Annotated in this window: 17 protein-coding genes and 2 pseudogenes; 6 read left to right on the top strand and 13 right to left on the bottom strand. The window is 41.2% G+C overall.

The window, feature by feature from the left end:
• Window positions 1-73 precede the first annotated feature (73 nt).
• The 7 genes from ACGF5R_RS17845 to ACGF5R_RS17815 form a co-directional block, all read right to left on the bottom strand.
• Window positions 74-271 carry a hypothetical protein gene (locus tag ACGF5R_RS17845; protein WP_387692037.1) on the bottom strand — a complete coding sequence of 66 codons (198 nt, stop codon included), beginning with the start codon at window positions 269-271 and terminating at the stop codon, window positions 74-76.
• Window positions 268-2,187, bottom strand: a complete 1,920-nt coding sequence (locus ACGF5R_RS17840) for a lipase family protein (RefSeq protein WP_387692035.1) — start codon at window positions 2,185-2,187, stop codon at window positions 268-270. Before ACGF5R_RS17840 ends, ACGF5R_RS17845 begins: the two co-directional genes overlap by 4 nt.
• A 694-nt stretch (window positions 2,188-2,881) precedes the next feature.
• Window positions 2,882-3,715, bottom strand: coding sequence for a siderophore-interacting protein (locus ACGF5R_RS17835; RefSeq protein ID WP_112876988.1), 834 nt, complete (start codon window positions 3,713-3,715; stop codon window positions 2,882-2,884).
• 138 nt (window positions 3,716-3,853) lie between these two features.
• Window positions 3,854-4,942 carry a histidine kinase gene (locus tag ACGF5R_RS17830; protein WP_240000724.1) on the bottom strand — a complete coding sequence of 363 codons (1,089 nt, stop codon included), beginning with the start codon at window positions 4,940-4,942 and terminating at the stop codon, window positions 3,854-3,856.
• A 208-nt stretch (window positions 4,943-5,150) separates the two neighbouring features.
• Window positions 5,151-5,309: a DUF2474 domain-containing protein gene (locus ACGF5R_RS17825; RefSeq protein WP_387692033.1), complete on the bottom strand. Its 159-nt coding sequence runs from the start codon at window positions 5,307-5,309 to the stop codon at window positions 5,151-5,153.
• Window positions 5,290-6,297, bottom strand: a complete 1,008-nt coding sequence (cydB, locus tag ACGF5R_RS17820) for a cytochrome d ubiquinol oxidase subunit II (protein WP_387692031.1) — start codon at window positions 6,295-6,297, stop codon at window positions 5,290-5,292. The genes ACGF5R_RS17825 and cydB overlap by 20 nt, the downstream gene beginning before the upstream one ends.
• A complete protein-coding gene (locus tag ACGF5R_RS17815) occupies window positions 6,287-7,624 on the bottom strand; it encodes a cytochrome ubiquinol oxidase subunit I (RefSeq protein ID WP_387692029.1) in 1,338 nt (445 codons plus the stop codon). Before ACGF5R_RS17815 ends, cydB begins: the two co-directional genes overlap by 11 nt.
• A gap of 131 nt (window positions 7,625-7,755) precedes the next feature.
• Between ACGF5R_RS17815 and ACGF5R_RS17810 the strand changes: the two genes are divergently transcribed.
• Window positions 7,756-9,177: a PLP-dependent aminotransferase family protein gene (locus tag ACGF5R_RS17810; protein WP_387692027.1), complete on the top strand. Its 1,422-nt coding sequence runs from the start codon at window positions 7,756-7,758 to the stop codon at window positions 9,175-9,177.
• 15 nt (window positions 9,178-9,192) lie between these two features.
• Window positions 9,193-9,294 (top strand): annotated as a pseudogene (locus ACGF5R_RS17805) (AbrB/MazE/SpoVT family DNA-binding domain-containing protein); the annotation flags it as partial.
• 125 nt (window positions 9,295-9,419) lie between these two features.
• Here ACGF5R_RS17805 and ACGF5R_RS17800 read toward each other — a convergent pair.
• Both ACGF5R_RS17800 and ACGF5R_RS17795 read right to left on the bottom strand, forming a co-directional pair.
• Window positions 9,420-10,262: a hypothetical protein gene (locus ACGF5R_RS17800; protein ID WP_112876995.1), complete on the bottom strand. Its 843-nt coding sequence runs from the start codon at window positions 10,260-10,262 to the stop codon at window positions 9,420-9,422.
• Between the two features lie 517 nt (window positions 10,263-10,779).
• The gene (locus tag ACGF5R_RS17795; RefSeq protein WP_262981430.1) at window positions 10,780-11,586 is read right to left on the bottom strand and encodes a hypothetical protein; all 807 of its coding nucleotides are present in this window, start codon (window positions 11,584-11,586) and stop codon (window positions 10,780-10,782) included.
• 736 nt (window positions 11,587-12,322) lie between these two features.
• Between ACGF5R_RS17795 and ACGF5R_RS17790 the strand changes: the two genes are divergently transcribed.
• Window positions 12,323-13,531, top strand: coding sequence for a phage tail protein (locus ACGF5R_RS17790; protein WP_387692025.1), 1,209 nt, complete (start codon window positions 12,323-12,325; stop codon window positions 13,529-13,531).
• Window positions 13,532-14,035: 504 nt separating this feature from the next.
• Here the strand turns inward: ACGF5R_RS17790 and ACGF5R_RS17785 are convergent.
• Together ACGF5R_RS17785 and ACGF5R_RS17780 are read right to left on the bottom strand one after the other, a co-directional pair.
• Window positions 14,036-15,010 carry a GlxA family transcriptional regulator gene (locus ACGF5R_RS17785; protein ID WP_112876999.1) on the bottom strand — a complete coding sequence of 325 codons (975 nt, stop codon included), beginning with the start codon at window positions 15,008-15,010 and terminating at the stop codon, window positions 14,036-14,038.
• A 129-nt stretch (window positions 15,011-15,139) separates the two neighbouring features.
• Entirely contained in the window at window positions 15,140-15,919 is a 780-nt protein-coding gene (locus tag ACGF5R_RS17780) for an MBL fold metallo-hydrolase (RefSeq protein ID WP_112877000.1), read from the bottom strand.
• 182 nt (window positions 15,920-16,101) lie between these two features.
• Here ACGF5R_RS17780 and ACGF5R_RS17775 point away from each other — a divergent pair.
• Window positions 16,102-16,737 (top strand): annotated as a pseudogene (locus ACGF5R_RS17775) (ATP-binding cassette domain-containing protein); the annotation flags it as partial.
• 183 nt (window positions 16,738-16,920) lie between these two features.
• Here ACGF5R_RS17775 and ychF read toward each other — a convergent pair.
• Window positions 16,921-18,012 carry a redox-regulated ATPase YchF gene (gene ychF / locus ACGF5R_RS17770; RefSeq protein ID WP_112877001.1) on the bottom strand — a complete coding sequence of 364 codons (1,092 nt, stop codon included), beginning with the start codon at window positions 18,010-18,012 and terminating at the stop codon, window positions 16,921-16,923.
• A 134-nt stretch (window positions 18,013-18,146) separates the two neighbouring features.
• Window positions 18,147-18,737, bottom strand: a complete 591-nt coding sequence (gene pth / locus ACGF5R_RS17765; RefSeq protein ID WP_112877002.1) for an aminoacyl-tRNA hydrolase — start codon at window positions 18,735-18,737, stop codon at window positions 18,147-18,149.
• A 364-nt stretch (window positions 18,738-19,101) separates the two neighbouring features.
• On the opposite strand from pth, the gene ACGF5R_RS17760 reads away from it, so the two are divergent.
• Complete coding sequence (locus tag ACGF5R_RS17760) at window positions 19,102-20,784, top strand: phage tail protein (RefSeq protein ID WP_262981435.1); 1,683 nt, start codon at window positions 19,102-19,104, stop codon at window positions 20,782-20,784.
• A gap of 227 nt (window positions 20,785-21,011) precedes the next feature.
• Window positions 21,012-23,655 (top strand): inverse autotransporter beta domain-containing protein (locus ACGF5R_RS17755; protein WP_387692023.1); only part of this gene is annotated, 2,644 nt, incomplete at its 3' end.

The raw sequence follows: 23,655 nt of genomic DNA, 5'->3' as shown, positions 1-23,655 counted from the left end.
TAGTGGTTCATTTATTTTCCAGACTACTCTAATAGCTGACGGCCAATGATTTTTACTGGAAACTCTGATAGAACTACTTTATTTTCCAGTAATCAATAGAATCTCTATTTAAATCAATTCTGCCATCAGGATATTCAACTCTTGAGGGTTTTTTACCTGGTGGGATAATAATTTTAGGCATCTTGGTTTCATCTAATTTAGGTTTATCGCCAAATGCCCAGTAAATAAAATAGAAAAACAATAATGACAACGTTATTTTTAATATTTTCATACGGACAATTCCTTCTTATCACAGTAATGTTGTAAGGCCAGTGTTCCTTGTTCTTCTTGCTGGCTCACGGTCAGTGATTTTACTAACTGCTTATCCATATCCAGAAAATAGAGATTTCGGTAGTAAACATTGTCAGGGATAAGCATCTTATAACTATCCATTTTCGCCTTAAATTGACGCTGGCTGTCCTGATAGACTGTAATCTTATCTGGTTCGCATAACTCTCTGAGGCGCTTGTCAATATACCCCGCATATTTATACGAGCTATGGTTAGAAAACCCGAATCCTCCTTTCAAATCAGCACTTCTGTTTTCAACAAACAGTTTGTCTTTTTCTTGTTGGCTGAGCTGATTAAACAACGCATTTTGCTGTTCACCGGCCAGAGAAAAATCCTTTTCTGTGTCTTGGTTCAATTCAGGAATTAAATAGAGCTTTGTAGTATTGCTCAATATTTCTTCGGCAATACCCGTTATAAGAGAGACATTCCGGGCGGAAATCAGCCATTCCGGGCAACTGTTGGCTTGAAAAAAATGAACCACTTTACCATGATGCAGATAAATTTCTTTACTGGCTGTCGCCTGCTTAATTGCCTGAATAATCGGTGAGGGTGATAATAATTTCATGATTTCCCAGTCATACCCCGCCAGCGTCCAGTAATTGAAAAACCCATTATCCATATCCTGCTCAAATGGCACGGTAGGAATTACATCATCTTCATTAACATGACGATAGTGGATAATGGAAGATAATTCCTCTACCGCACTACGAGTTAGTGTTCGCGGCATCCCGTAACTATAGAGACAAGGGTTATACTCTTTCAATTGTGCGCTGTGTAGTAATGCTAACGCTCCTCCCAGACTATGACCACAAATAAATAACTTTCTTTTTTCAACTAATTTAAAGATATCACTGAATACTTCTTTCTTTTTATCTCTGGGGACTGTTAACTCTCTAACCAAATTAAATGCTTCCCAGAACCCTTTATGCACTTTGCCGTGATGAATAAACCCACTGCACAGAGCTTTGTCATCATCGCAGCTTAAAGCCAATGGCTGGAAGGTGGCATCAGTCAGGTAATTTTCCAGGCTAGCCGTTCCTCGCCAACTAACAATCACATCGTTCTTACTGGCAGCATAAAACAGTTTGGTATCACCCTGCTTGTTGTTCCCCGCTTGTGAATCAATAAACTCCACCCGGGCATAACGTTCACTAAATGGCACATCGTAAACTACAGGGGTCGCCGATGCCTTTTCTATCTGATAAGGCAACTTCGAAACATCGACCATTTGCCGGTTAAAAAAGTGAAGTATAGAGCCTTCAATATCAACATCCCCGCCAGCATAGGCCAGCACGCTCATCAAACACTGGTTATAGGCATTCACAATGGAATACTCTTTTTGATGATGTAGTTGCAAAACCCAAGCTCGGAATGGACATACTTCCAGCACATACCGTCGATTTACCGGATGAACTTTATAGCCTTCTGGCTCCGGGTCCGGGAAATGATAGGGAGGAGGAATGTCTTTAGGATCTTTCCAATCATCTAGCGCCGGCAACCCATCACTGATCTGTCCGATAGTCACATAGCGATATTGATGGCCTTCCGCTTCTGCTTTTGGCTTCACCACTGAAAATTCTTCTCCCCGTTTTTCCCGTAACGGACGTTGTTCCATTTCATCTGCCAGCGGTTGGGCGCCGATATACAGGGTTACCGGATGGGGCGGCATATCTTCTTCCCTTAATAATCCATTACCATCGGTAACCCCTTTACGTCCTAGCCGAGGATTTCCACGGATTTTCAAACGATAAGGCATATTGACCAAGGGTTTCCCTTGTTCATCTACCAACTGAAATTCCAGCCAGTTTTTCAGCATGTTTTTACAGTCAAGACAATCGAGTGGGCTTAATTTGCTCATTGATACTCTTTCCTTACAATTAACGTTACAGATAGGCACGCAGCCCAAACATCATGTGTTGAAAGTCTCACAAGATTTTCCAGATCAGCTATCAATCACCTTCATCAGCATAAATATCCCGCCAGGAATAGCCGTGATTGATTGCGTCACCAAAGAAACAAGATAGTAAAAATCCTATTACCACAGATAAGAAACACCGCTTATGCCGTGAGTAATAGTGAGTTGAACGACAGGAAGACAGAGATGTATTCCCATCGATTAATCCTTTTGAATAAAGGGAACAGGAGTTGTAATTTCCTTCATACTGTCCATATGATGGAACTCAAGTTATGATTATTAAATCATCAGTAAATAGCAAGAGAAAATTTTCATTTTTTAAATCTATGAAAAAATAGATTTGTAAGAAAGTGTTACAAACTCAATAGGGATTGAGTTATCGTCAATCGCATTTCTTCGATTTTAAAAATCTCGTTTTAAGTAATCTTGCTGATAATATCAGTATCGCTGATTCCCTCATCCTCTGATTTTAGCAAGCGAGGGGATCAAGCGAGTATAAATATACCCGTCATCTTTCAAGCTGCCTCTTTGTTGGCTGCACTCACTCACCCCGGTCACATAGTTTGCTATGCTCCCGGGGATTCACTCCTTTGCCGTCGCGATACATCTTGAAATCCATAGGGTATATACAAGGTTCTTAATCGTCGCTATCCATCACTTCATGACGCAGGACATGATAACCTTCCTCATCAAAGCCGTGCCTCCAGTAGGGAATAGCATATAGCTGGTGACGTTCATAGCCTTTTTCTCGGCGAATATAGCGACGAAGTTCTTTTACCAGCTTATCTTCACCGGCAAGCCAGAAAGTGACATCTTCTGTTGGTAATGACCAGGATTTGAATTCAGATACGATTGTGTCAGTTATTTCAACATCACCGGTGATCCAGTGAACCGCTATTCCAGTCGGTTTTTTTAATTCCTGAATATCTTGTTCACTTTCGATACGAATAATAATTTGTCCAGTCGCATCTGGTTTTACTGTTTCCAGTAACGCGGCAATAGCTGGTAGGGAACTTGAGTCACCGGCCATATAATAATTGCTGACTTTTGGCAGTAATGGATCTGGGCCACCGGGGTTAGTGATACCGATCCAGTCACCAATTTGGGCTCTATAAGCAAATTCTACTGCCGGGCCGCCATTGTGGTGTAGTGCAAATTCAATATCGATCTCTTTTTGTTCGGTACGGATAGCCCGAACCGAGTAAGTGCGCGTTATTGGGCGCAGTTCACTCGGCGGCCATATTGGGCCTTCTGGAGATAAAGTCGGTAATACCGGTTTGGTCTGCCCCGGAAGCGGTAAGAATATCTTTAGGTGCCCACCTTCACATTCAGTGGGATAACTATCCAGACACTCGCTGGTGAAAGTAATGCTGCGCATATTCGGTGTCACATCGAAAATATTTTTTACCTGAACAAGTCTCGGTGGTGCAGGCCGGTAAATGTTTTTTTCTTCAATTGTTCTATTGGTCACGTAAAATTCCTCTGGAAAATTTACCGAAGGTTATTATCTGATAAAGCCGAAGTTAGTGTAACAGTAATTAACGCAAATGCTAATTATTATCATTCAACAAATTGCGTTGCCGTCAATAATGGGATTTATCTGCCTTTTTCAATCCACTGAAAATTGAATTTCTACTTCTGTACCACCATGTTTACGGTTTTTTATCTGTAATTGTCCACCCAGGATAGAAACTCTGTCTTGCATAATAGCCATGCCAAATTTGTTCTTATTAACGGAGTTCAGATTGATACCTTGGCCGTTATCACTGACGACTGTAATAATTTTGTCATCAATCGGATAAATACGGACACTGATCCAATTGGCATCGGCATGCTTATAACAGTTATTCAAACATTCCCTAATGATTTGTATCAAATGTTTGCTGTAACTGTCAGGAATGTGCTGATGTGTCAGGCGGTAATTGAATTCAATATTGAAGCCTAGACGGTGGTTAAATTCATTAATCAAGTCCTGTAAAGATTCTTGTAGATTACATTGAGGTTGTTCGTTCCTGAACGTTGCCAGTAATTCTCTTAGCTGGCGATAGGCAATATTCAACTCATCTTTAATCATATTCAGTGAGGTTAAACTTTGCTTGGGTAAATTATCACTGCCGATATATAGGCAATTAACTTGAATCTTAAGGAAAGAGAGGGATTGAGCAATGGAATCGTGCAGTTCACGGGAAATAGCGGATCTCTCTGCGGCCAACATACTCTGGTGTTGGCATTGGATCTGATTTTCCCGTAATAGTTTATTTGTCATTAAAGTCACCACATCCTGGACCAAGCTTTTTTCATCGGGAGTAAGATCACTATTTCTGTGTGTTTTTATCCAGAGTATTCCATAGTTATCAATATTGTCATCTAGATTCCATCTCGTAATAAGCGGCATATCGAAATAGGGACATTGGTGGGGATTACGGAAGGAATATTCTTGTTGTGATGGATAAAAGATGATTTTGGCTTCACAGAAAGGGATCAGGCGATTGAGGTGAGAAAAAATCTCCTGAAGCTTTTCAGGTAGCAGTTTACAATTTTGGAGTTTGAAATGGCTTTGACAGAGGAAATCCAAATAGCCATTTTTTTGTTTCAGTGCGTTAATTTCTGCTTTGTATCTTGCATGTTGCCATTCTTTAACAGGAGCAGAGTTATGTACCACTTTTATCAGAAAGTAGACATTTGTAATACTTAACATTATCAATAACGGTAAAATTAAATCTGGAATCGACGGTTTATCAATCAACAACAGTATAAAAAGTAAAAATAAATTTATAATAGAGTTGATTACAAACAGTTTTTGATTTTTGAAGATGGTGTTATTTGAACTTGTTTTCATCAGGTTAAGATTCCGTTCTGCAATACTGATGAAAACTTTAGCTCAATTTATTAAATAGTGTTAACAATTACTTCAATTTCATACCTGCTGCTGTCATTAGAAGGCGAAATAGCGTGGAAACAGCAAAAAGAGCCATCACACTGCATAACCAGATCGTAGCCATCCAGCCTATCCGTTTCCATACAGAAGGGCGTGGGATGTTTTGATTAGTGGTAGCCTTGTTCATGGTTAACTTTCCCCCGAAAAACGTAGTAGCTCCAATAGGTGTAAACCAGGATCACTGGGATGATAAGTAGGGCGCCGACCAGCATAAAACCTAAACTTTGCTGCGGTGCTGCCGCAGCTTCGTAGCTGATGGTCGGTGGGATCAAGTTAGGCCAGATACTGATACCTAACCCACTGTAGCCAAGGAAAACTAACAATAGTGCTACCAGAAACGGTGTGTAATGAGCTTTACGTTTGATGGAATGCAGTAGTTTCCAGCCAGACCAGACCACCAACAGTGGCACGGGAAGGAAGAACAACAGGTTAGGTAAGCTGAACCAACGTTCAGTTATTGCCGGATGAATGAATGGTGTCCATAAACTGATAATGGCGATAACTGTCAGCATCAGAAAAGTGAGCGGACGGGCGACTCGGTACATCTCTTGTTGTAGGTGACCTTCGGTTTTCATAATTAGCCAGCCACAGCCTAATAATGCGTAAGCAATTATCAGGCCAAAACCACAAAATAGGGGGAAGGGTGAGAACCAATCAAAATAGCCGCCGGTGTAAGTTCGGTTTTCCACCGGGAACCCTTGAATAAAGGCGCCCACCACCATGCCCTGAGCAAACGTCGCCATCACAGAGCCGCTGATAAAAGCTTTGTCCCAGATATGACGATGCTCAAGTGCGCATTTGAAACGAAATTCAAAGGCGACACCGCGGAAGATCAGACCAAATAACATTAATGTCAGGGGGATCGTTAATGCATCAAGGATAACGGCATAAGCCAAAGGAAAAGCACCGAACAAACCTGCGCCGCCAAGCACTAACCAGGTTTCGTTACCATCCCATACCGGCGCAACACTGTTCATCATTAAATCACGCTCCTCATCGCTTTTAACCGTGGGATAGAGCAGCCCAATCCCAAGATCAAAACCATCCATGACAATGTACATCATGATGCTGAATACAATGATAATGAACCAGATTAACGGCAGATCAATACCCATTTTTTAGCTCCTTTTTGGGACCTTTGCGGATAAGTTTCATCATATAGGCGTAACCCACACCAAATACCGAGCTGTAAACCGCGATAAAAAGCAACAAACTGATGCTCATATGTATTTCACCATGTGCAGATACTGCATCTTTGGTGCGTAACAGGCCATAAACTACCCACGGTTGACGGCCTATTTCGGTGGTAAACCAACCGGCAAGAATGGCGATCAGGCCGGAAGGCGCCATCAAGAATATAAAGCGCAGGAAGCTTTTTGACTGATAAAGTCGTCTCTTATAGCGCAGCCAAAGCCCCCAAAAGCCGGCAACTATCATCAATACACCGAGGCCGACCATCACTCTAAATGACCAGAAAACCATAAGCGCATTGGGTCTGTCTTCCGGTGGAAATTCCTTAAGCGCTGGAACCTGCTTATCTATACTGTGAGTTAAGATTAGACTGGCGAGATAAGGAATTTCGACGGCATAACGCGTCTCTTCCCGCTCCATATCCGGGATACCAAACAGGATCAGCGGCGTTGCTTCACCGGGAGGATTCTCCCAGTGGCCTTCCATTGCCGCGACTTTAGCGGGTTGATGTTTGAGGGTGTTGAGACCGTGAGCATCACCAATCAATGCCTGCAAAGGCGCAATAATCAAGATCATCCACATCGACATGGATAGCATTTTTTTCATTGCTGCCGAGTCATTGCCTTTTAATAAATGCCATGCCGCTGAAGCTGCAACAAAGAATGCTGAGGCGAGGAAGGCCGCAGTAGACATATGAGCCAGGCGATAGGGAAAGGAGGGATTAAATATCACTGCCAGCCAGTCGACGGGGACGACCTGATTATTGACAATTTCGTGACCTTGCGGGGTTTGCATCCAGCTATTGGAAGCCAGTATCCAAAAAGTGGATATCAGAGTACCTAGCGCAACCATAAAGGTGGCGAAGAAATGTAATTTTTCACCTACACGATTCCAGCCGAATAACATAACGCCGAGAAAGCCCGCTTCAAGAAAGAACGCGGTCAGTACTTCGTAAGTCAGTAATGGACCCGTGATCGAACCGGCAAAATCAGAGAAAAAACTCCAGTTAGTGCCGAACTGGTAAGCCATAACCAGACCGGAAACCACGCCCATACCGAAGTTAACAGCAAAAATTTTCGACCAGAAATGATATAGCACTTTGTAATCAGTATTACGCGTTTTCAGCCATAACCCTTCCAGTACGGCTAAAAAACTTGCCAGCCCGATGGTAATCGCCGGAAAGATAATGTGAAAGGAGACGGTAAACGCGAACTGAATTCTGGCCAGTTCCAGGGCACTTAAACCAAACATAGTGACCTCTTATTTTTAGTTTGAATAAAGGCAGGAAATGTATGCGGACAAGTAAAGCATGAAAAAAACGACTATAATAGTGACAGTTTTCTGTATATTGACTATAACAGTTTGCGGGGAGATCTGAATTGATGAAACGTTATGAACAATTTGCCAGGCAAATTCTCCAACATATTGAAGACGGTACCTGGCTGGTGGGAGATAGATTACCTTCACTGAGGGAATCAGTGAAGTTATCGGGTTTGAGTTTGATGACCGTTGTTCAATCGTATCAATTATTAGAGAGTCAGGGATGGATCATTTCCCGCCCTCAATCGGGTTATTACGTCGCCAAACGTTTGCAGCCCTTTGCCGCAGCAAAAGGAGGAAAGCGATTACATTTAAGTGAAAGCGTAGAAATAAGCGCTTCTATTTTTGATGTATTACAGGCGTGCAAAGATCCTGCGATTATTCCGTTTGGTTCAGCATTTCCAGACCCATCCTTATTGATTCAACCTAAACTTTCCAAAGCGTTAGCGGCCGCTGCCAGACGAATAGCGCCGCATAGCGCTTTAGCCAATTTACCGCCGGGTAATGATAAGTTACGCCGTAACATATCGCGCCGTTATGCAATGCATGGTATTCATGTCTCTCCTGATGAAATTGTCATTACCGCTGGTGCGATGGAATCACTGAGTTTCAGTTTACAGTCGGTGACTGAGCCGGGGGATTGGGTGGTGATTGAATCACCGGCTTTTTACGGTGCTTTACAGGCCATTGAACGTTTACGTTTGAAAGCGGTAGCAATCAAAACTGATCCACAAAACGGTATTGATTTGGATGCGCTGGAGGAGGTAATTCAGAAATACCCAATAAAAGCCTGTTGGTTAATGACCCACTTTCAGAACCCGCTTGGGGGAACGATGTCTGCTGAAAGTAAATTACGGCTGGTGAATATCCTGAACAGTAATCAGGTGGTACTGATTGAAGATGATGTTTATGGTGAACTCTATTTCGATCAGCAACGGCCTGTACCGGCGAAAGGGTTAGACAGTGAAAACAACTTTATGCATTGCTCCTCGTTTTCTAAATGTCTGGCACCGGGATTCCGTGTGGGTTGGGTTGCAGCAGGAAAACATGCCAAGAGAATCCAACAGCTACAAATGATGAGTACCGTTTCTGCCAGCATGCCGACGCAATTGGCAATTGCGGATTATCTTGCTGAGGGGGGATATGACAACCACTTACGTCGCCTTCGTCGCATATTGGAGCAACGTCAGCAACTGATGTTACGAGCAATTGGTGACTATATGCCTGCTTCAGTCAAAGTGAATTGCCCTAAAGGTGGTTATTTCCTCTGGCTGGAATTTGAGCCATTGTTCAATGCACAGCGGCTTTATCAACTGGCATTGGCCGAAGGGATCAGTATTGCACCGGGCAGTATGTTTTGTACCAGTGAACAGTTTAACCATGCCTTTCGTCTGAATGCCTCTTTTGATTGGAATCAGGAAATGGAACGTGCGATGCAGATTTTAGGCAATATTTGCCATACATTATTGGCTGAAATAGGCTGATATCAGGTTGATATGGCTGGTGAGTCTTGGGATAGTTGGTTTAATGGTCTTGGCGTTACAGCCGATTTTATGACAGAACGCGAACAGCCGTCAGTACAAGAGTGTGGGGAATTCTGATGCTGAAATACCATGCTTGATACTAGGCCAACGAAAAGTAATGACAGTAGCTTATTGCCTGTTCAATGAAACTTATGGTGTCCACGACGTTTTTGCAGACACCATTTTGGGGTTATTTCACCACATTATTCTATACAAAGCGCTCTTACATTACTTCCTTGCTTTCTCCGAGTGGTCATACTATCAATCCAATCTTCTAATGATACCTTCTGTGCTTTCTCGAATGCTGGCTTTACATTTACCCATGATTCGTACCTTAGGTTATATTCTGCTTGTGGCAGGAAGTAATGAGATTTGAATTCGATAAGACCTTTATCATCTTCGTAAGCGACGATTGAAAACTCAGACCAATATAAGAAGAATGACACGCCACCTCTTGGTGATGTAGCAAGAACACTTTGAACGAAATTGGATTGAGTTTGTCTCCTGCCTGCATAGGATAATGCAGCGATAGCCAGTTGTCTCAGTGGGGTTTTCATCTGCTCTCTTTCCTGACTAGATAATCCTAAGAAGTTTTCCAGGAAAGAGTTGATTAAAACATCTGCATTATGGCTTTTTTGAATAACATTTTGTACGCTGGTTGACAGTAAAGAAAGGAATGGAACGCCAGATAATTCTGAGGTAAATGAGAAGAAATTCTTTTTATTACCTTGGCCTTGAGGATCTAAAGGATTATAGCCTGAGACCGCACGGCACATATTAATAACAGTTTGCAAGCCTTCGGTAATGCTTAGTGGATTTCTAGATGATGTGGAAGAATCTTTTTCAAGCTGTGTATAATCCCCTGTAGCTGCGCCATTAGCCGGGCTTTGTACATCGGAATAATCTCCGGCATCAGGATAATCCATAGTAATATTGCCTGAACGCTCCCAATCTTTAAGGAATCTTGTTCCTCCTTTTTCAATATGTTCTATCCATTCTTGGGCTTTTTTGACTGCATAATCAGGATTATTTAAGATATTTTCCATGATTTTTATCCTTAATAGATTTATTAAGTTAGGTATTGAATGTTAGGGTACTGTTGAAAGTAGGGAACAATGTTGAACCCTATTTTTAACAGTGAGATAAATCGATAATCGTGTACTTAATATTACTGTTTTTTTAGCTTGGTAATTTTTATTTTAAATTTTTTTAATAAATGTTAAATGTATTTTTGTGCGAACTAAGTATATCCATAAGTGAATATTTTTCACTATCAAATATTAATGGTATGTAATTTAACTTATTCCTCACAGATAAATGGTTGTTTATGTGATATTTCCATATTAGCATTAAAATACGGTTTTTAAAATTTATCGATGTAAAATTCACATTTTAAGATAATTCATTTTTATATATTCTGATCGTATGTTATATTCTTTTATATTATATTTTTATTGAATTTAATAATTTTATTAAATAACTATGATTAGAATAATCTTAGCACATATTGGTAATAATATTGTTGATATAAATCAATTAATCTACTTACAGAGAGTTTTCAGTTTATGCTTTCATTTTGGTTGTCATACAATCAATTAAATATTCTGTGGTTATCTTATCCTCTTTCTCGAATACAGATTTTACTATTTCCCACGTTTTCTGGCTGAGATTATATTCTGCCTGGCAAAGATTATAATGAGAGGTGAATTTAATAGTACCCTTGTTATCTACTTTCTGTATTATCAATATAGAAGAATAGAGTAAGAGTGACACCCCATTTGGGGTTTTAGTCAGAGCATATTGTACCAGGTTGGATTTTTTTTCCTTTTGATCGGCATATGATAAAGCGGTATGAATCAACTTTTTCAAATAAATCTTAATGGTAATTTTATCCTGAGGAGATAACCCTTGAAAGGCTTCAACAAAAGAATCGATTAAGACATCTGTGTCATGACTTTGTTGAGTAATCGTATTTGTATCTGCCCATAGTAAAGAGAGAAAGGGAACCTTTTCTATTTCTTCTGTGAATGCTATGAATTTCTGCGCATTGCCATTACCTTCTGGTTCCTGCGGGTCATAACCTGAGGCCCCTCGACATAAGTTAATGATAGTTTGCAGCCCCTCAGTGACACTGACTGGGTATTTATTTGATGTGGCCGATTTCTTGGCGAATAGTGTGTATTTATTTGTCGCTGCTACACTGGCTGGACTTTGTATATCAGAAAGATTCTCAATTTCTAAGAAATGAGTAAAAATATTATCTGAATGTGGCTGCGTTTTAGAATATCTTTCTCCTCTGTGTTTAACGTATTCTATCCACTCTTGAACATCTTTAATTTTATGATCAGAATTTGTTAATATATCTTTCATGGTTGTTTTCCTTTATGGATTTATTAGATAAGTAATTGATTTTCATTCTTTACTCAAAATGAACTCCAGATTCAGAAACTATAATTTATTTCATATCAATAACATAGGTCTTTATTTAGGTGATAAGCATATGTTCCTGAAAAACGAGAATATCTTAATCAATAGGTAAAAATATATATCTAATCTTTTAATAATAGTGTAAAAATGTAGTATGTAAAGTCCATTACAATAAAATTTGTGCTTTAGGTTGTTTTTATTGAATAATCTTACATTATATTATCTGGCTATTTATTTTTTATTTTCTAATAATGAGTTTTATTATTAATTATTTGTCGATTTATTTTGTTTCATATTTATTGTAAATTAATAATTACAAGTGAAAATTACGATCAATTATATTAACTTCTTGGTTAAAACATTTTTTTGCATGGTTAATTTTATTTATTCTTGGAAAGTAAATGTTGTTATAAATATTTTCGAGATGAAATGGATGGAAAAGAGTCATTTTCATATGTTGGACAGAAATGATTTTAATATATGTCTGGTTTTAGGGAGTTTAATTTTTATTGCTATAAATTATAAAAATAATTGGTAATTTAAGTTGTAAGAATGTTCCATTATTGTTTATCTAAGCTAGACTATGATTGAAGTGAATTGTGGGGAATGATTTTTACGGTGGTTAAATTAAATTAAATTAAATTAAATTAAATTAATATTATTTTATTTTGGAGGGTGTATGAGTTCTAAAAATGATTTTAAAGCTTTTTCTATTGGTAATGATGCTAATATAGTGAGTCAAGAAGAATATGAACAAATCCCAGATTTAAAGACTGGGTTTCCACCAGATAATATTACGGTTCATTTGCTCAATAAGGTATTACGTCAGTCGTCAACAATAGCATCTGTTGTAGCTAATTTTATCGCAAAATATTCCGGCAATGATGTTTTGGACGATGGGGATATAGTTAAACTTGCTGCCCAATTAAATGAAGCGTTAGAACAAAAAATTGCCATCGAAGTACCAAATGCCTCATTAACACAAAAAGGTGTTACTCAGCTCACAGATAAAACCGGCAACAGTAATACCTTGGCGGTAACACAGAAGCTAGTTTCTGATGTAAATGATAATGCTAATAACCGATTGGCAAAAGATCAAAATGGTGCAGACATTCCTGATAAAAAAGCATTTGTGGAAAATCTCGGTTTAGAAGTGATTAGTACAAAGCCGGTTGTTGTTGGGAATAATACCGCTTCTACAATCGATAATTTTGATAATATTCCTCAGAATTCGACATATTTTGGATATCCAGTAGGGTTAAATGGTCCAGGTGTACATGGTCCCGGAATTAGATTTTCAGGAGGGTATGGGACCTTTAAGGGTTATGAGCTGATGATTCACTCCTCATATGTGAAGAAGAGCGAATTATACTATAGAACGCATAATGGTGACGGTAACATCAATAAATGGAATCCGTGGTATAAAGTCTGGTCAACAAGCAACACCAAGCCGGATACGAATGGCAACCTTAAAGTCTCCAGTCCAGTGGTAGATATTCACCCAGACGGAACTTACCAGTTAACTTGCGAAGTTAAAGGGGTGACGGTCGAGCGAATAGAGACCGGGAAATATCGTATCAGCGGCTGCAATGGTTTTGCTAAAGATGGGGCGTGGGGAATTCACGGTGGTACTATTGTCCCGGCAGACAGTAATGGATTAAATCTGATTTGGGTTTGTGAATCGGTAGATTCGTCCAATGGCGATATAACCATCGAATGTTATCATCGTCAAAATAGAGATGCGCCGATATTTGCGCAAAATAGGCGTGTTAAGAGTATTAATAGTGACGGAGAAGTCGTTTATTACAATGATGGTGAGCTATGCGACATCCCCGATGGACGAGTAATTAATGTTCGAATACAACTGCCGGAGAAATCACAAGAATAATACAATCGGGAATAAACGGATTTTTGTGATTCGTTGCTGAATCATGTGCAAATTGCAATTTATAATCAGACTTATTGGTGATTTAGACGACAAAAAAATCCGCGTAACTACGCGGATTTTAAGAGTTTTAATCAGTCTCTGAGATGTCATTTGATATTACGAGGTATTAATTGAGTCCCGATCTGACATTTCGATTTGACAAAGAGGAGAATGACCGACTTTGATTAAAAATGTTGAATCTGAAATTAAAGAATAACAGGTAACTCTCATGTGTCCTTATTTGAACCATGATTTTAATCGCGCAGCAGCTTTTACTAAAACATCTAAAAAAACGCATAACTACCTATTAGTCATTAAATTTATTGATATCTGGTTATTTTTACTTAATTATTGTTTGCTCTCCATTTCCAACGCCATCATTTATTACAACTCGGCGACCCTGTCACGTTTGCTGGATAGGTTTGAAGCTGAAGGGAATGCTCTCTCTTATATCTTAACTTTCGCTCAGATCTTTTCCTGATCTACAGGCGCAGAACCACGGAATGCCCGGCGCCATTCGCTTGGGCTGACGCTGAATCTCGCCTTAAAACTCTGGCGGAAAGAAATTGGTGACTGAAACCCGGCCATGTCTGACACGCTTTCAATACTGCTGTCCGTGGTTTCCAGCAGTTCCTGGCTTCTTTGAAGGCGCTCCGCATTCAGCCATTCTCCCAGCGTCGTTCCGGTTGCCTTGAAAAAATGACGCGTCAGCGTTCGCCTGCTCATACTGACGAATCCGGCCAGTGAGTCGAGATCGTGCGGCTTATCTAGGTTTCGACGCAGATATTCAATCAGCTCGTTCATTTTGCTGTCCCGCGTAGATACCGGAACCGGGCGTTCAATGAACTGGGCCTGTCCACCTTCCCGGTAAGGTGGAACAACCATTCTTCTTGCAACCCGGTTGGCAATTGCAGAGCCGTAATGGTCACGAATGATGTTCAGACAGCAGTCAATACCGGCCGCTGTACCGGCAGAGGTAATAAGACGTTCATCGCTGGTATACAGCGAGTTGCTGTCCAGATGAACGGCTGGAAATCGTTCGGTGAAGTCCTTTTCATACTCCCAGTGTGTTGCAGCACGGTGCTGATTAAGCAAGCCTGAGTAGGCAAGTACGTAAGTACCTAAACAAAGGCCCACCACCTCTGCGCCACGCTGCCATGCGCTTATCAGCTTATCCAGCAGTGCCTGAGAGGGTTTTTCATCAGGATTATTCCAGTAGGGCACAATAACAATGTCTGCAACGTCAAGCTGCTCAAGTCCGTGCTCCACGTTGATGGACAGCCCAATATCAGAGAGCACTACGCCGGGATTTTCCGCACAGATTTCCACACGGAATAAGTCCGGCTGCGGCATTGACTGCCCGAAAAGAATACAGGGCACTGAAAAGTGAAACGGGCTGAATCCGGCCGTGGCGATCACGGCGACCGTCAGTACAGACATAACGTTAACCTTACCGTAAATGATAACCACCGGATCACCGGCGGCTAATGCGCTGATTTCGATTGACCAAAGGATAACAGGTGACCTGCCGGAATGGCATTCTGTCCCTCAGTCAGGCGGAATGGCTTATCAGAAAGCCATTATCTTACCGTCTGCAGGGATAAGGACCTTATCTTCAATGCCGTGTTCAAGGGTGAACTCCCGTAACTCCGCGCGGGTAAGAAGGCAATGGTTAATCGATTCCATGTGAGAAGCCACGATGGTCGCAGTCGGCAACATCTTAAGCGTGCGCAGCGTGTCCTCTTTACCCATGATAATCGGACCGTAAAGGTCGTTGACAGCATAGCCGGTGTTTAGCACCACAATCTCCGGCTTGAAGCGCTGCAGGCTTCTTGCATAAGGCTTAACCCAGACGGTATCACCCGCGATATAAAGCGTTTTTTCATCATGATGTGTGAAGACCAGCCCACATGCATCCCCCAGTAGATCCCCCCATTCGGCATCTGCGTACAATTCGTTACTGCCGTGCTGACCGTCAGTTTTATAAATAGTCAGGCCATCAACGAAATGATTTTCATCTTTCAGAACGCGGATGTTGAGAAAGCCCTGAGAACGGATCAGCGCCGCGTCGCTCTCATCCTGCGTGTAGATAAGCATGTCTTTGGGAACAGCCTGCTGAGCCGCTTCATCCCAGTGATCGGTATGGGTGTGTGTCAGAATAACGGCATCAACAGCCAGTAAATCTTCTACCGCCACAGGCAGGGCAACCATGGGATTACGCAGATGCGGGCGTGCATTTCCGGCAAAGCCATCCCAGGCTTCCTTTTCTGCCAGCATCGGATCGATAAGAAATTTTTTACCGGCATATTCCAGCACGAGAGTGGCATTGCGGATTTGCGTTAATTTCATTGATTGCTCCAGTAATTCATCAGATTTTGAGGCTCATCCACCGTGTTTGCTGTTGTCCGACAGGGTGGCTGCGAGTGGGCTTACTATAAGATGACGAAGGGATAAGCCGTGACATGCTATCAGGTCATTAGTCGATGAAATCAGGTCAATCGCAATGGCAATGGCTTAGGTTTTTACTGGCATTACATCAATTGCATGATAACGACAGCTTGATAGATGAGTTACGGCCATTTGCACCACTGATAGATGAACAGCGTAAGATGGCTCTGATTGGCGCTGGTTTTACTTACTCGCGCCATCAGCAAAAAGTGGCTACCCTCAGTGGTGGAGAACGTTCAAGATTGTTGTTTATAGGATTGAGTCTGGCGAAGTATGAATTGATCATACTGGATGAACCGACTAACCACCTGGATATTGAAGGTAAAGAAGCACTGTGTGAGCAAATTGCGACATTTAGTGGTGCATTACTTGTTGTTAGCCATGATCGCTGGTTGATCGAAAATAGCTGTCAGCGTTTTTGGTTTATCAATAACAACCAATTGGAAGAGTATTACGATGTTGAGGCTATCTATCAGCAAATTGAACAGATGGGTCAGCAGCAAAGTAACCATAAGGAGCACGGCTGTTATACCTCCCACATTGTTAACGACAGGTTACAACCATCCTTATTGCCGGAAGAGCAATTACTGGAGTGCCTGTTTCATCTTGAAGAAAAACTGGAGGTCGATAGGAAGCGAAAAATCGCTCACCAGAAACCGCACCTTCAGCAGCAGTGGATAAAGGAGATAGAAAAAATACAGGCTCAGTTGAACCTGTAATTTATTGCCCGTGCTAAGCGCATTTGGCCCTGAGAATGGTCATAATATCTCGGTGATGCCTGACCTTTCTGTAAGGCTCGCATCACTTTAATGCCTTTCAAGCCAACCTCATTATTTTCAGCGGCCTGAAAAGTCTATGTACCTACATAGACTTTTTTTGAACTAAGAATTCTGAATAAAGTTTTACACATTAAACAAGAAATTCATTACATCGCCATCTTTAACGATATAGTCTTTACCTTCTGAACGCATCTTACCGGCCTCTTTTGCCCCTTGCTCACCTTTGTAAGTGATGAAATCTTCAAAAGAGATGGTTTGTGCGCGGATAAAACCTTTTTCAAAATCAGTATGGATCTTACCGGCTGCTTGTGGTGCGGTTGCGCCAACTGGGATGGTCCATGCTCGAACCTCTTTCACGCCGGCAGTGAAGTAAGTTTGCAGATTCAGTAACTGATAGCCAGCGCGGATAACGCGATTTAAACCGGGTTCTTCTAGGCCAAGTTCAGCCATAAACTCTGCGCGTTCATCATCTTCCAGCTCGGCGATATCCGCTTCTACCGCGGCACAAACCGGTACGACCACTGACCCCTCTTTTTCTGCGATCGCACGAACCGCATCCAGATGAGGGTTGTTTTCGAAACCCTCTTCGTTGACATTAGCGATGTACATAGTGGGTTTTAGCGTCAGGAAACTCAAATAGCGGATAGCCGCTTTCTCTTCGGTACTGAGATCCAACGCCCGCAACATACCCGCTTGTTCCAGATGAGGCAGACATTTTTCCAGTGCCGCTAATTCTGCTTTGGCATCTTTATCGCCACCTTTGGCCCTTTTCTGGACACGATGAATGGCTCGTTCACAGGTGTCCAGATCGGAAAGGGCCAGTTCGGTATTGATGATCTCAATATCAGCAGCAGGATCAACTTGACCGGAAACGTGAATGATATTGTCATTGACAAAGCAGCGCACAACATGGCCGATAGCTTCTGTTTCACGAATGTTAGTCAAAAACTGGTTGCCCAAGCCTTCACCTTTTGATGCGCCTTTCACCAGACCAGCAATATCGACGAATTCCATTGTGGTTGGTAAGATTCGCTGAGGTTTCACAATTTCAGCCAGTTGTTCAAGCCGTGGATCTGGCATAGGGACTACACCCGTATTAGGTTCAATGGTGCAGAACGGGAAGTTTGCTGCTTCGATACCTGCTTTAGTCAGCGCATTGAATAAGGTTGATTTTCCGACGTTAGGCAGGCCAACGATACCGCATTTGAATCCCATGATTTTCACCTTAATTTACTTATAAATCAAAAGGCTGTATCAGCCTTTTCGATGAGTCAAAAAAATTGGCGCCATTATACACGGAATAACGGGCTATCACGATCTTACAGACAAGATTTATCGATTCCATGTCATCAAACGCTGGCTTTGAAGCTATGTAAGCGGTTAATCGCTTTATCCATATCTTGTTTCATCAGGATATCAGTACAACGCTGAGCTTCATCAATTGCATCATCAATCAGCTTTTGTTCACTGGCTGGTGGTTTGCCTAGCACAAAACCAACAACTTTATTTTTATCGCCGGGATGGCCGATACCAATACGTAAGCGATAAAAGTTAGGGTTATTGCCAAATTTGTTCTGAATATCTTTCAAGCCATTATGACCGCCATGACTACCACCCAGCTTCATTTTTGCCACCCCTGGCGGTAAATCGAGTTCATCATGAGCCACCAGAATTTCATCCGGTTGAATACGGTAGAAGGAGGCGAGGGCAGCGACAGATTTACCACTGAGATTCATAAATGTCGTTGGCACTAACAGACGAATATCATGACCGCACATATTAATCCGGGCAGTGTAACCAAAAAATTTACTCTCTTCTTTTAGTGATTGATTATGGCTCCGAGCGAGTAGATCAACATACCAGGCTCCGGCATTGTGTCTGGTTTGGGCATATTCAGCACCGGGATTAGCCAGACCGACGATTAGTTTTATGTTACTCACTATTTTTCTTCACTTTTGACAGTAAAACAAAAAGGAGGATAGTTTACCTGTCGGCGGCGACAAGTACAAAGTTCAGTTTGAAAGCCTGGAAATATTGTTACGAAAATTTTCGAGAGGAAATTGGAAGGAGAAAAGTCATTTACAGATATTAAGCACAAATAGTTTTGATATCTGTCTGGTTTGAAAATATTAAATTTTTTATTATTGCCAGTGGTACAAAAATAGTTAACTACCTAAGTCATAAGAAAGTTTTATTATTGTTTTTTCTAGATAGACTATAATTTAAATAAATTATGTAGAACGATTTTTACGATAATCCAACATGTTGATTATGAAATGATGTTTTTTTATTTTAGGAGGATATATGAGTCAAAAAAATGATTTTAAAGCTTTTTCTATTAGTAATAATGCTAATGTGGTGAGTCAAGAAGGATATGAAGAAAGCCGGAGTTTAAAGACGGGGTTTCCACCAGAAAATATTACTACTCATTTACTCAACAAGGTATTACGTCAGTCGTCGACAATAACATCTGTCGTGGCTGATTTTATCGCAACATATTCCGGCAATGATATTCTGGATGATGGGGATATAGCTAAACTTATTGTTCAATTAAATAGAGCGTTAGAACAAAAAATCGCAATAGAAGTACCAAATGCTTCATTAACACAAAAAGGTGTTACTCAGCTCACAGATAAAATAGGTAATAGCAATACCCTCGCGGTAACGCAGAAGCTTGTTTCTGATGTAAATGATAATGCTAATAACCGATTGGCAAAAAATCAAAATGGCGCAGATATTCCTGATAAAAACGCGTTTGTAAAAAACCTCGGCTTATCGGAAACAGTGGAATTGGCGAAAAATGCGGTATCGGCCAGTGGTGGAAATTATCCACAGTATTTTAGGTTTAAACAGGTTGAAACACTGCCTACTGAACGTAATGCGACTATGTTAGTTTCTTTGCAGGGAGCTAAACCGACAAGTGAGATAGTTGGGTTTACGCTTTACAATTGGTATGACAATTATATTAAAACCGGTATTGTGCGTGGAGGTAGCGTCGATACCTACGGATATACGATAGATATTAATGGCAGACGAGTTTTCTCTGTTTCTCCTGTGGGTCAGATTGAAGCTGCGTCGGCGAATATAAGGGGGAATGCCGGAGTTTTTAATATAACTCATGACACGGGTAAACATGCATATTGTCAGTTTATTGAAGGGGCAAAAAGAACGGCTTACGTTGGATTTCCAAGTGACGGGTCACCGAATTTTGATATTTGCAACGAAAAAAAATCTAGCAAATTAACAATTGGTGGAGAGTTGGCGGCGTATATTAATAACAATCTGGTTTTCTCTGTTTCTCCGGCGGGTCGGATTGATGCCGGGTCGGCAAATTTAAAGGGGGCTGGGGGTGTTTTTAACGTAACATACGATGCAGGTGGACATGCATATTTGCAGTTTTATGAAGGGGTAACAAGAACCGCCTACGTTGGATTTCCAGGTGATGGGTCATCGGATTTTGATATTTGCAATGAAAAAAAATATGGCAGGCTGACAGTTGGCGATAAGTTGAAATATAACGGTAATCCTATTGCAGTTTTTAATGATAACTGTATCGCCGATACTAACGGCAATCTCAAAGTATCCAGCCCCGTAGTGAATATTCATCCAGACGGAACTTATGATCTAACTCGTGAAGCGGAAGGTATGATTGTTGAGCGGATAGAGACAGGGAAATATCGCATTAGCGGTTGCAACGGTTTCGCTAAAGATGGGGCATGGGGAATTCACGGTGGTACTATCGTCCCAGCAGATAGCAACGGGTTAAATCTGATTTGGGTTTGTGAATCAGTAGATCCATCTAATGGCAATATAACCATCGAATGTTATCATCGTCAAAATAAAGATGCGCCGATATTTGCTCAAAATAGGCGCGTCAAGAGCGTTAATGGTGATGGAGAAGTCATTTATTATAATGATGGTGAACTATGCGATATCCCCGATGGACGAGTGATTAATGTTCGAGTTCAACTGCCGGAAAAATCATAATAACCATAATCACTGAGTGCGAACTCAGTGATTACAAATAAGCAGAAAATTGTATAAATACTTAATACTGGATTAGGAAAGCGTTTACGACGACTTTTATTTTGCTAAGTGATTACTTATGGTTATCGACTGATAATTTATTTTCATTATACAAAGTCATAGAAAGTAATTTATTGTGCTTAGTAGTGACAACTGAATATAACGGCAATGACTTTATGGTATTTCTGATGAACATTAATCGTACTTTTCGTAATAAAAGTGTGCTAATCGTCTTTTTTTTATTTTCAGCGATTATGCTACTAAAAAGTTATCCTGCTTTATCTGAACCAGTAAAGTCTTTGATTGGTATTGAAAATTGCCAGGAATACCCAAAAGCAGTTATAGAGCATAATATTGATAGCAAAAAACAGATAACCGAGCAGGCTGGCAATAAATTACACGAAAACGTTACTTATAAAGAGAAAAAGCGATCAGAGTCGAGGAGATGTGGTAATTTTTTATCAAAGAGAAGCATAGTAGGAAAAAACGATAGCGGTGAAAAACCAAAAATACCTCAGTTATATGAAAATGATCCTAAAGATGATAATCAAAATACTCCTCCTTTAATCCTCTCTCGTGGCCCTGAATTCCTTGGGTTATTAAATAAAGATCCGAAAAAATTAGCTCAGGATTATATTGTCAACAAGTTAAATAGTCAGATAACAAATAATACTCAAAAGTGGTTATCACAGTTTGGTACAGCTAAAATTAATTTAAATGTTGATCATCATGGGCACCTGGATGAAAGTTCCGTAGACTTACTCGTGCCTTTCTATGATGATAAAGATCACTGGCTTGTTTATAGTCAATATGGATATCGTCATAAAGATAGCCGTGACACTGTGAATTTAGGTGTTGGAACCCGTTTATTCATAAATGACTGGATGTATGGGGCGAATACTTTTTACGATAATGATTTAACCGGCAATAATAGCCGATTCAGCCTGGGTGGTGAACTATGGACTAACTACCTAAAAATGTCTGCTAACGCATATTTTCGCTTGAGTAATTGGCATAATTCCCGTGATTTAACCAATTATTATGAGCGCCCTGCCAATGGTTATGACCTTATTGCCGACATGTATTTACCTTCGATGCCCTCACTCGGCGCTAAAATAAAATATGAACAATATTTTGGTGATAATGTTGCATTATTTGGAACTAACAATAGACAAAAAGATCCCTATGCGGCAACTATTGGCGTAAATTATACGCCAATTCCACTGATAACAGCAGGAGTTGACTATAAATTAGGGAAAGAGGGTAAAAGTGATGGTATATTTTCATTCAATGTGAATTACCGATTTGGTGTTCCGTTATCAGAACAACTGTCACCAGAGAATGTTTCTTCACTACGAAGCTTGGCAGGGAGTCGTTACGACTTAGTTGAAAGAAATAATAATATTATTTTGAATTATTTGAAAAAACAGCAACATTTTAGGTTACTGGTTCCTGTATTAGAAATTAGTGGTTATGGTGGTGAAGCTAAACCAATACAAATTCAATCTGATACTCCATTCAAAAATATGATTTGGGATATGCCTGAGTTATTCCAGAAGAATGGCGGGATTCTAAATATAGAAAGTACTAATGGTTATACCATTCAGTTACCGGAATATCAGCCTGATGGAAAAAATGACTATACTATAACAGGTACAAGTAAAGATGATCAGCTAAGGGTGCAAATACAAGCTCATGTATTACAACGTAATATTTCTTTGAGTGTTAATACAACCGATCCTTTAATTGCTGATGGAAATGCGAAATATGTCTATACAGCTACTCTGCTTGGCGCTGACAAAAAAACGCCGATAGAAAATGCAAAATTGATTTGGGATACGGATAAAAAAGATCCTGGATTGAAATTAAAGCCTGATTCAGAGGCAACAGATAAAAATGGACAACAGACTGCAACATTAACAAGTACAACGCCATTATCCGATATACAAGTCAGCGTCAGTATTAATGGTGAACGTGTTACTACGGATAAAAAAGTCAGTTTTACTGAGACCAGTAGCAGCTATCGCGTCACCCGTGTGACGGTGGACAAAGACAGCGGACTCTACAACAACGGCAGTGACAGTTATACCTTCACGGCGACGGTGGTGGATGCTTATGGTAAGCCGGTAGCGGATAAACCGATTGAGATTGACTGGCAGACAGAGCCAACGGAGGCCGGGTTAAAACTGACGAAACAGAGCAGCCCGGTGAGTAACGCGCAGGGGCAGGTCACGGCGACCTTAACCAGCACGGCGGCGGTGAAGAATGTGCAGGTGTCAGCGAAGGCGGCGGCGAATCCGTCATGGATCAAGGCCGATAGCCCGGTAAGCTTTGAGGAACTGAGCCTCAGTTATCAAGTCACCCGCGTAACGGTGGATGTGGATAAAGACAAGAAGCGCTACAACAACGGCGCCGACAGTTATACCTTCACGGCGACAGTGGTGGATGCGCATGGCAGGCCGGTAGCGGATAAACCGATCGACATTGAGTGGCAGACAGAGCCAACGGAGGCCGGGTTAAAACTGACGAAACAGAGCAGCCCGGTGAGTAACGCGCAGGGGCAGGTTACCGCGACCTTAACCAGCACGGCGGCGGTGACTGGTGTGAGGGTATCGGCGAAGATGGCGGCGAACCAATCGTGGGTCGATGCTGATAGCCCGGTGAGCTTTGAGGAGCTGAGCCACAGTTATCGGGTAACCGGCGTGACGGTGGAAGTGGATCAAGACAAGAAGCGCTACAACAACGGCACTGACAGTTATACCTTCACGGCGACGGTGAAGGATGGGCACGGCAATCTGGTGGTGGGTCAACCTATCGACATTGACTGGCAGA

Source organism: Photorhabdus sp. RM71S, assembly GCF_042879355.1.
Taxonomy (GTDB): domain Bacteria; phylum Pseudomonadota; class Gammaproteobacteria; order Enterobacterales; family Enterobacteriaceae; genus Photorhabdus; species Photorhabdus kayaii.
This window is presented reverse-complemented; position numbering and strand designations above follow the sequence as displayed.

Bases quoted from the DNA above. Each gene is read 5' to 3' on its own strand.
- ACGF5R_RS17845 (WP_387692037.1), bottom strand. From the start codon at position 271: ATGAAAATATTAAAAATAACGTTGTCATTATTGTTTTTCTATTTTATT.
- ACGF5R_RS17840 (WP_387692035.1), bottom strand. From the start codon at position 2,187: ATGAGCAAATTAAGCCCACTCGATTGTCTTGACTGTAAAAACATGCTG.
- ACGF5R_RS17830 (WP_240000724.1), bottom strand. From the start codon at position 4,942: ATGTTAAGTATTACAAATGTCTACTTTCTGATAAAAGTGGTACATAAC.
- ACGF5R_RS17825 (WP_387692033.1), bottom strand. From the start codon at position 5,309: ATGAACAAGGCTACCACTAATCAAAACATCCCACGCCCTTCTGTATGG.
- cydB (WP_387692031.1), bottom strand. From the start codon at position 6,297: ATGGGTATTGATCTGCCGTTAATCTGGTTCATTATCATTGTATTCAGC.
- ACGF5R_RS17815 (WP_387692029.1), bottom strand. From the start codon at position 7,624: ATGTTTGGTTTAAGTGCCCTGGAACTGGCCAGAATTCAGTTCGCGTTT.
- ACGF5R_RS17810 (WP_387692027.1), top strand. From the start codon at position 7,756: ATGAAACGTTATGAACAATTTGCCAGGCAAATTCTCCAACATATTGAA.
- ACGF5R_RS17800 (WP_112876995.1), bottom strand. From the start codon at position 10,262: ATGGAAAATATCTTAAATAATCCTGATTATGCAGTCAAAAAAGCCCAA.
- ACGF5R_RS17795 (WP_262981430.1), bottom strand. From the start codon at position 11,586: ATGAAAGATATATTAACAAATTCTGATCATAAAATTAAAGATGTTCAA.
- ACGF5R_RS17790 (WP_387692025.1), top strand. From the start codon at position 12,323: ATGAGTTCTAAAAATGATTTTAAAGCTTTTTCTATTGGTAATGATGCT.
- ACGF5R_RS17785 (WP_112876999.1), bottom strand. From the start codon at position 15,010: ATGTCTGTACTGACGGTCGCCGTGATCGCCACGGCCGGATTCAGCCCG.
- ACGF5R_RS17780 (WP_112877000.1), bottom strand. From the start codon at position 15,919: ATGAAATTAACGCAAATCCGCAATGCCACTCTCGTGCTGGAATATGCC.
- ychF (WP_112877001.1), bottom strand. From the start codon at position 18,012: ATGGGATTCAAATGCGGTATCGTTGGCCTGCCTAACGTCGGAAAATCA.
- ACGF5R_RS17760 (WP_262981435.1), top strand. From the start codon at position 19,102: ATGAGTCAAAAAAATGATTTTAAAGCTTTTTCTATTAGTAATAATGCT.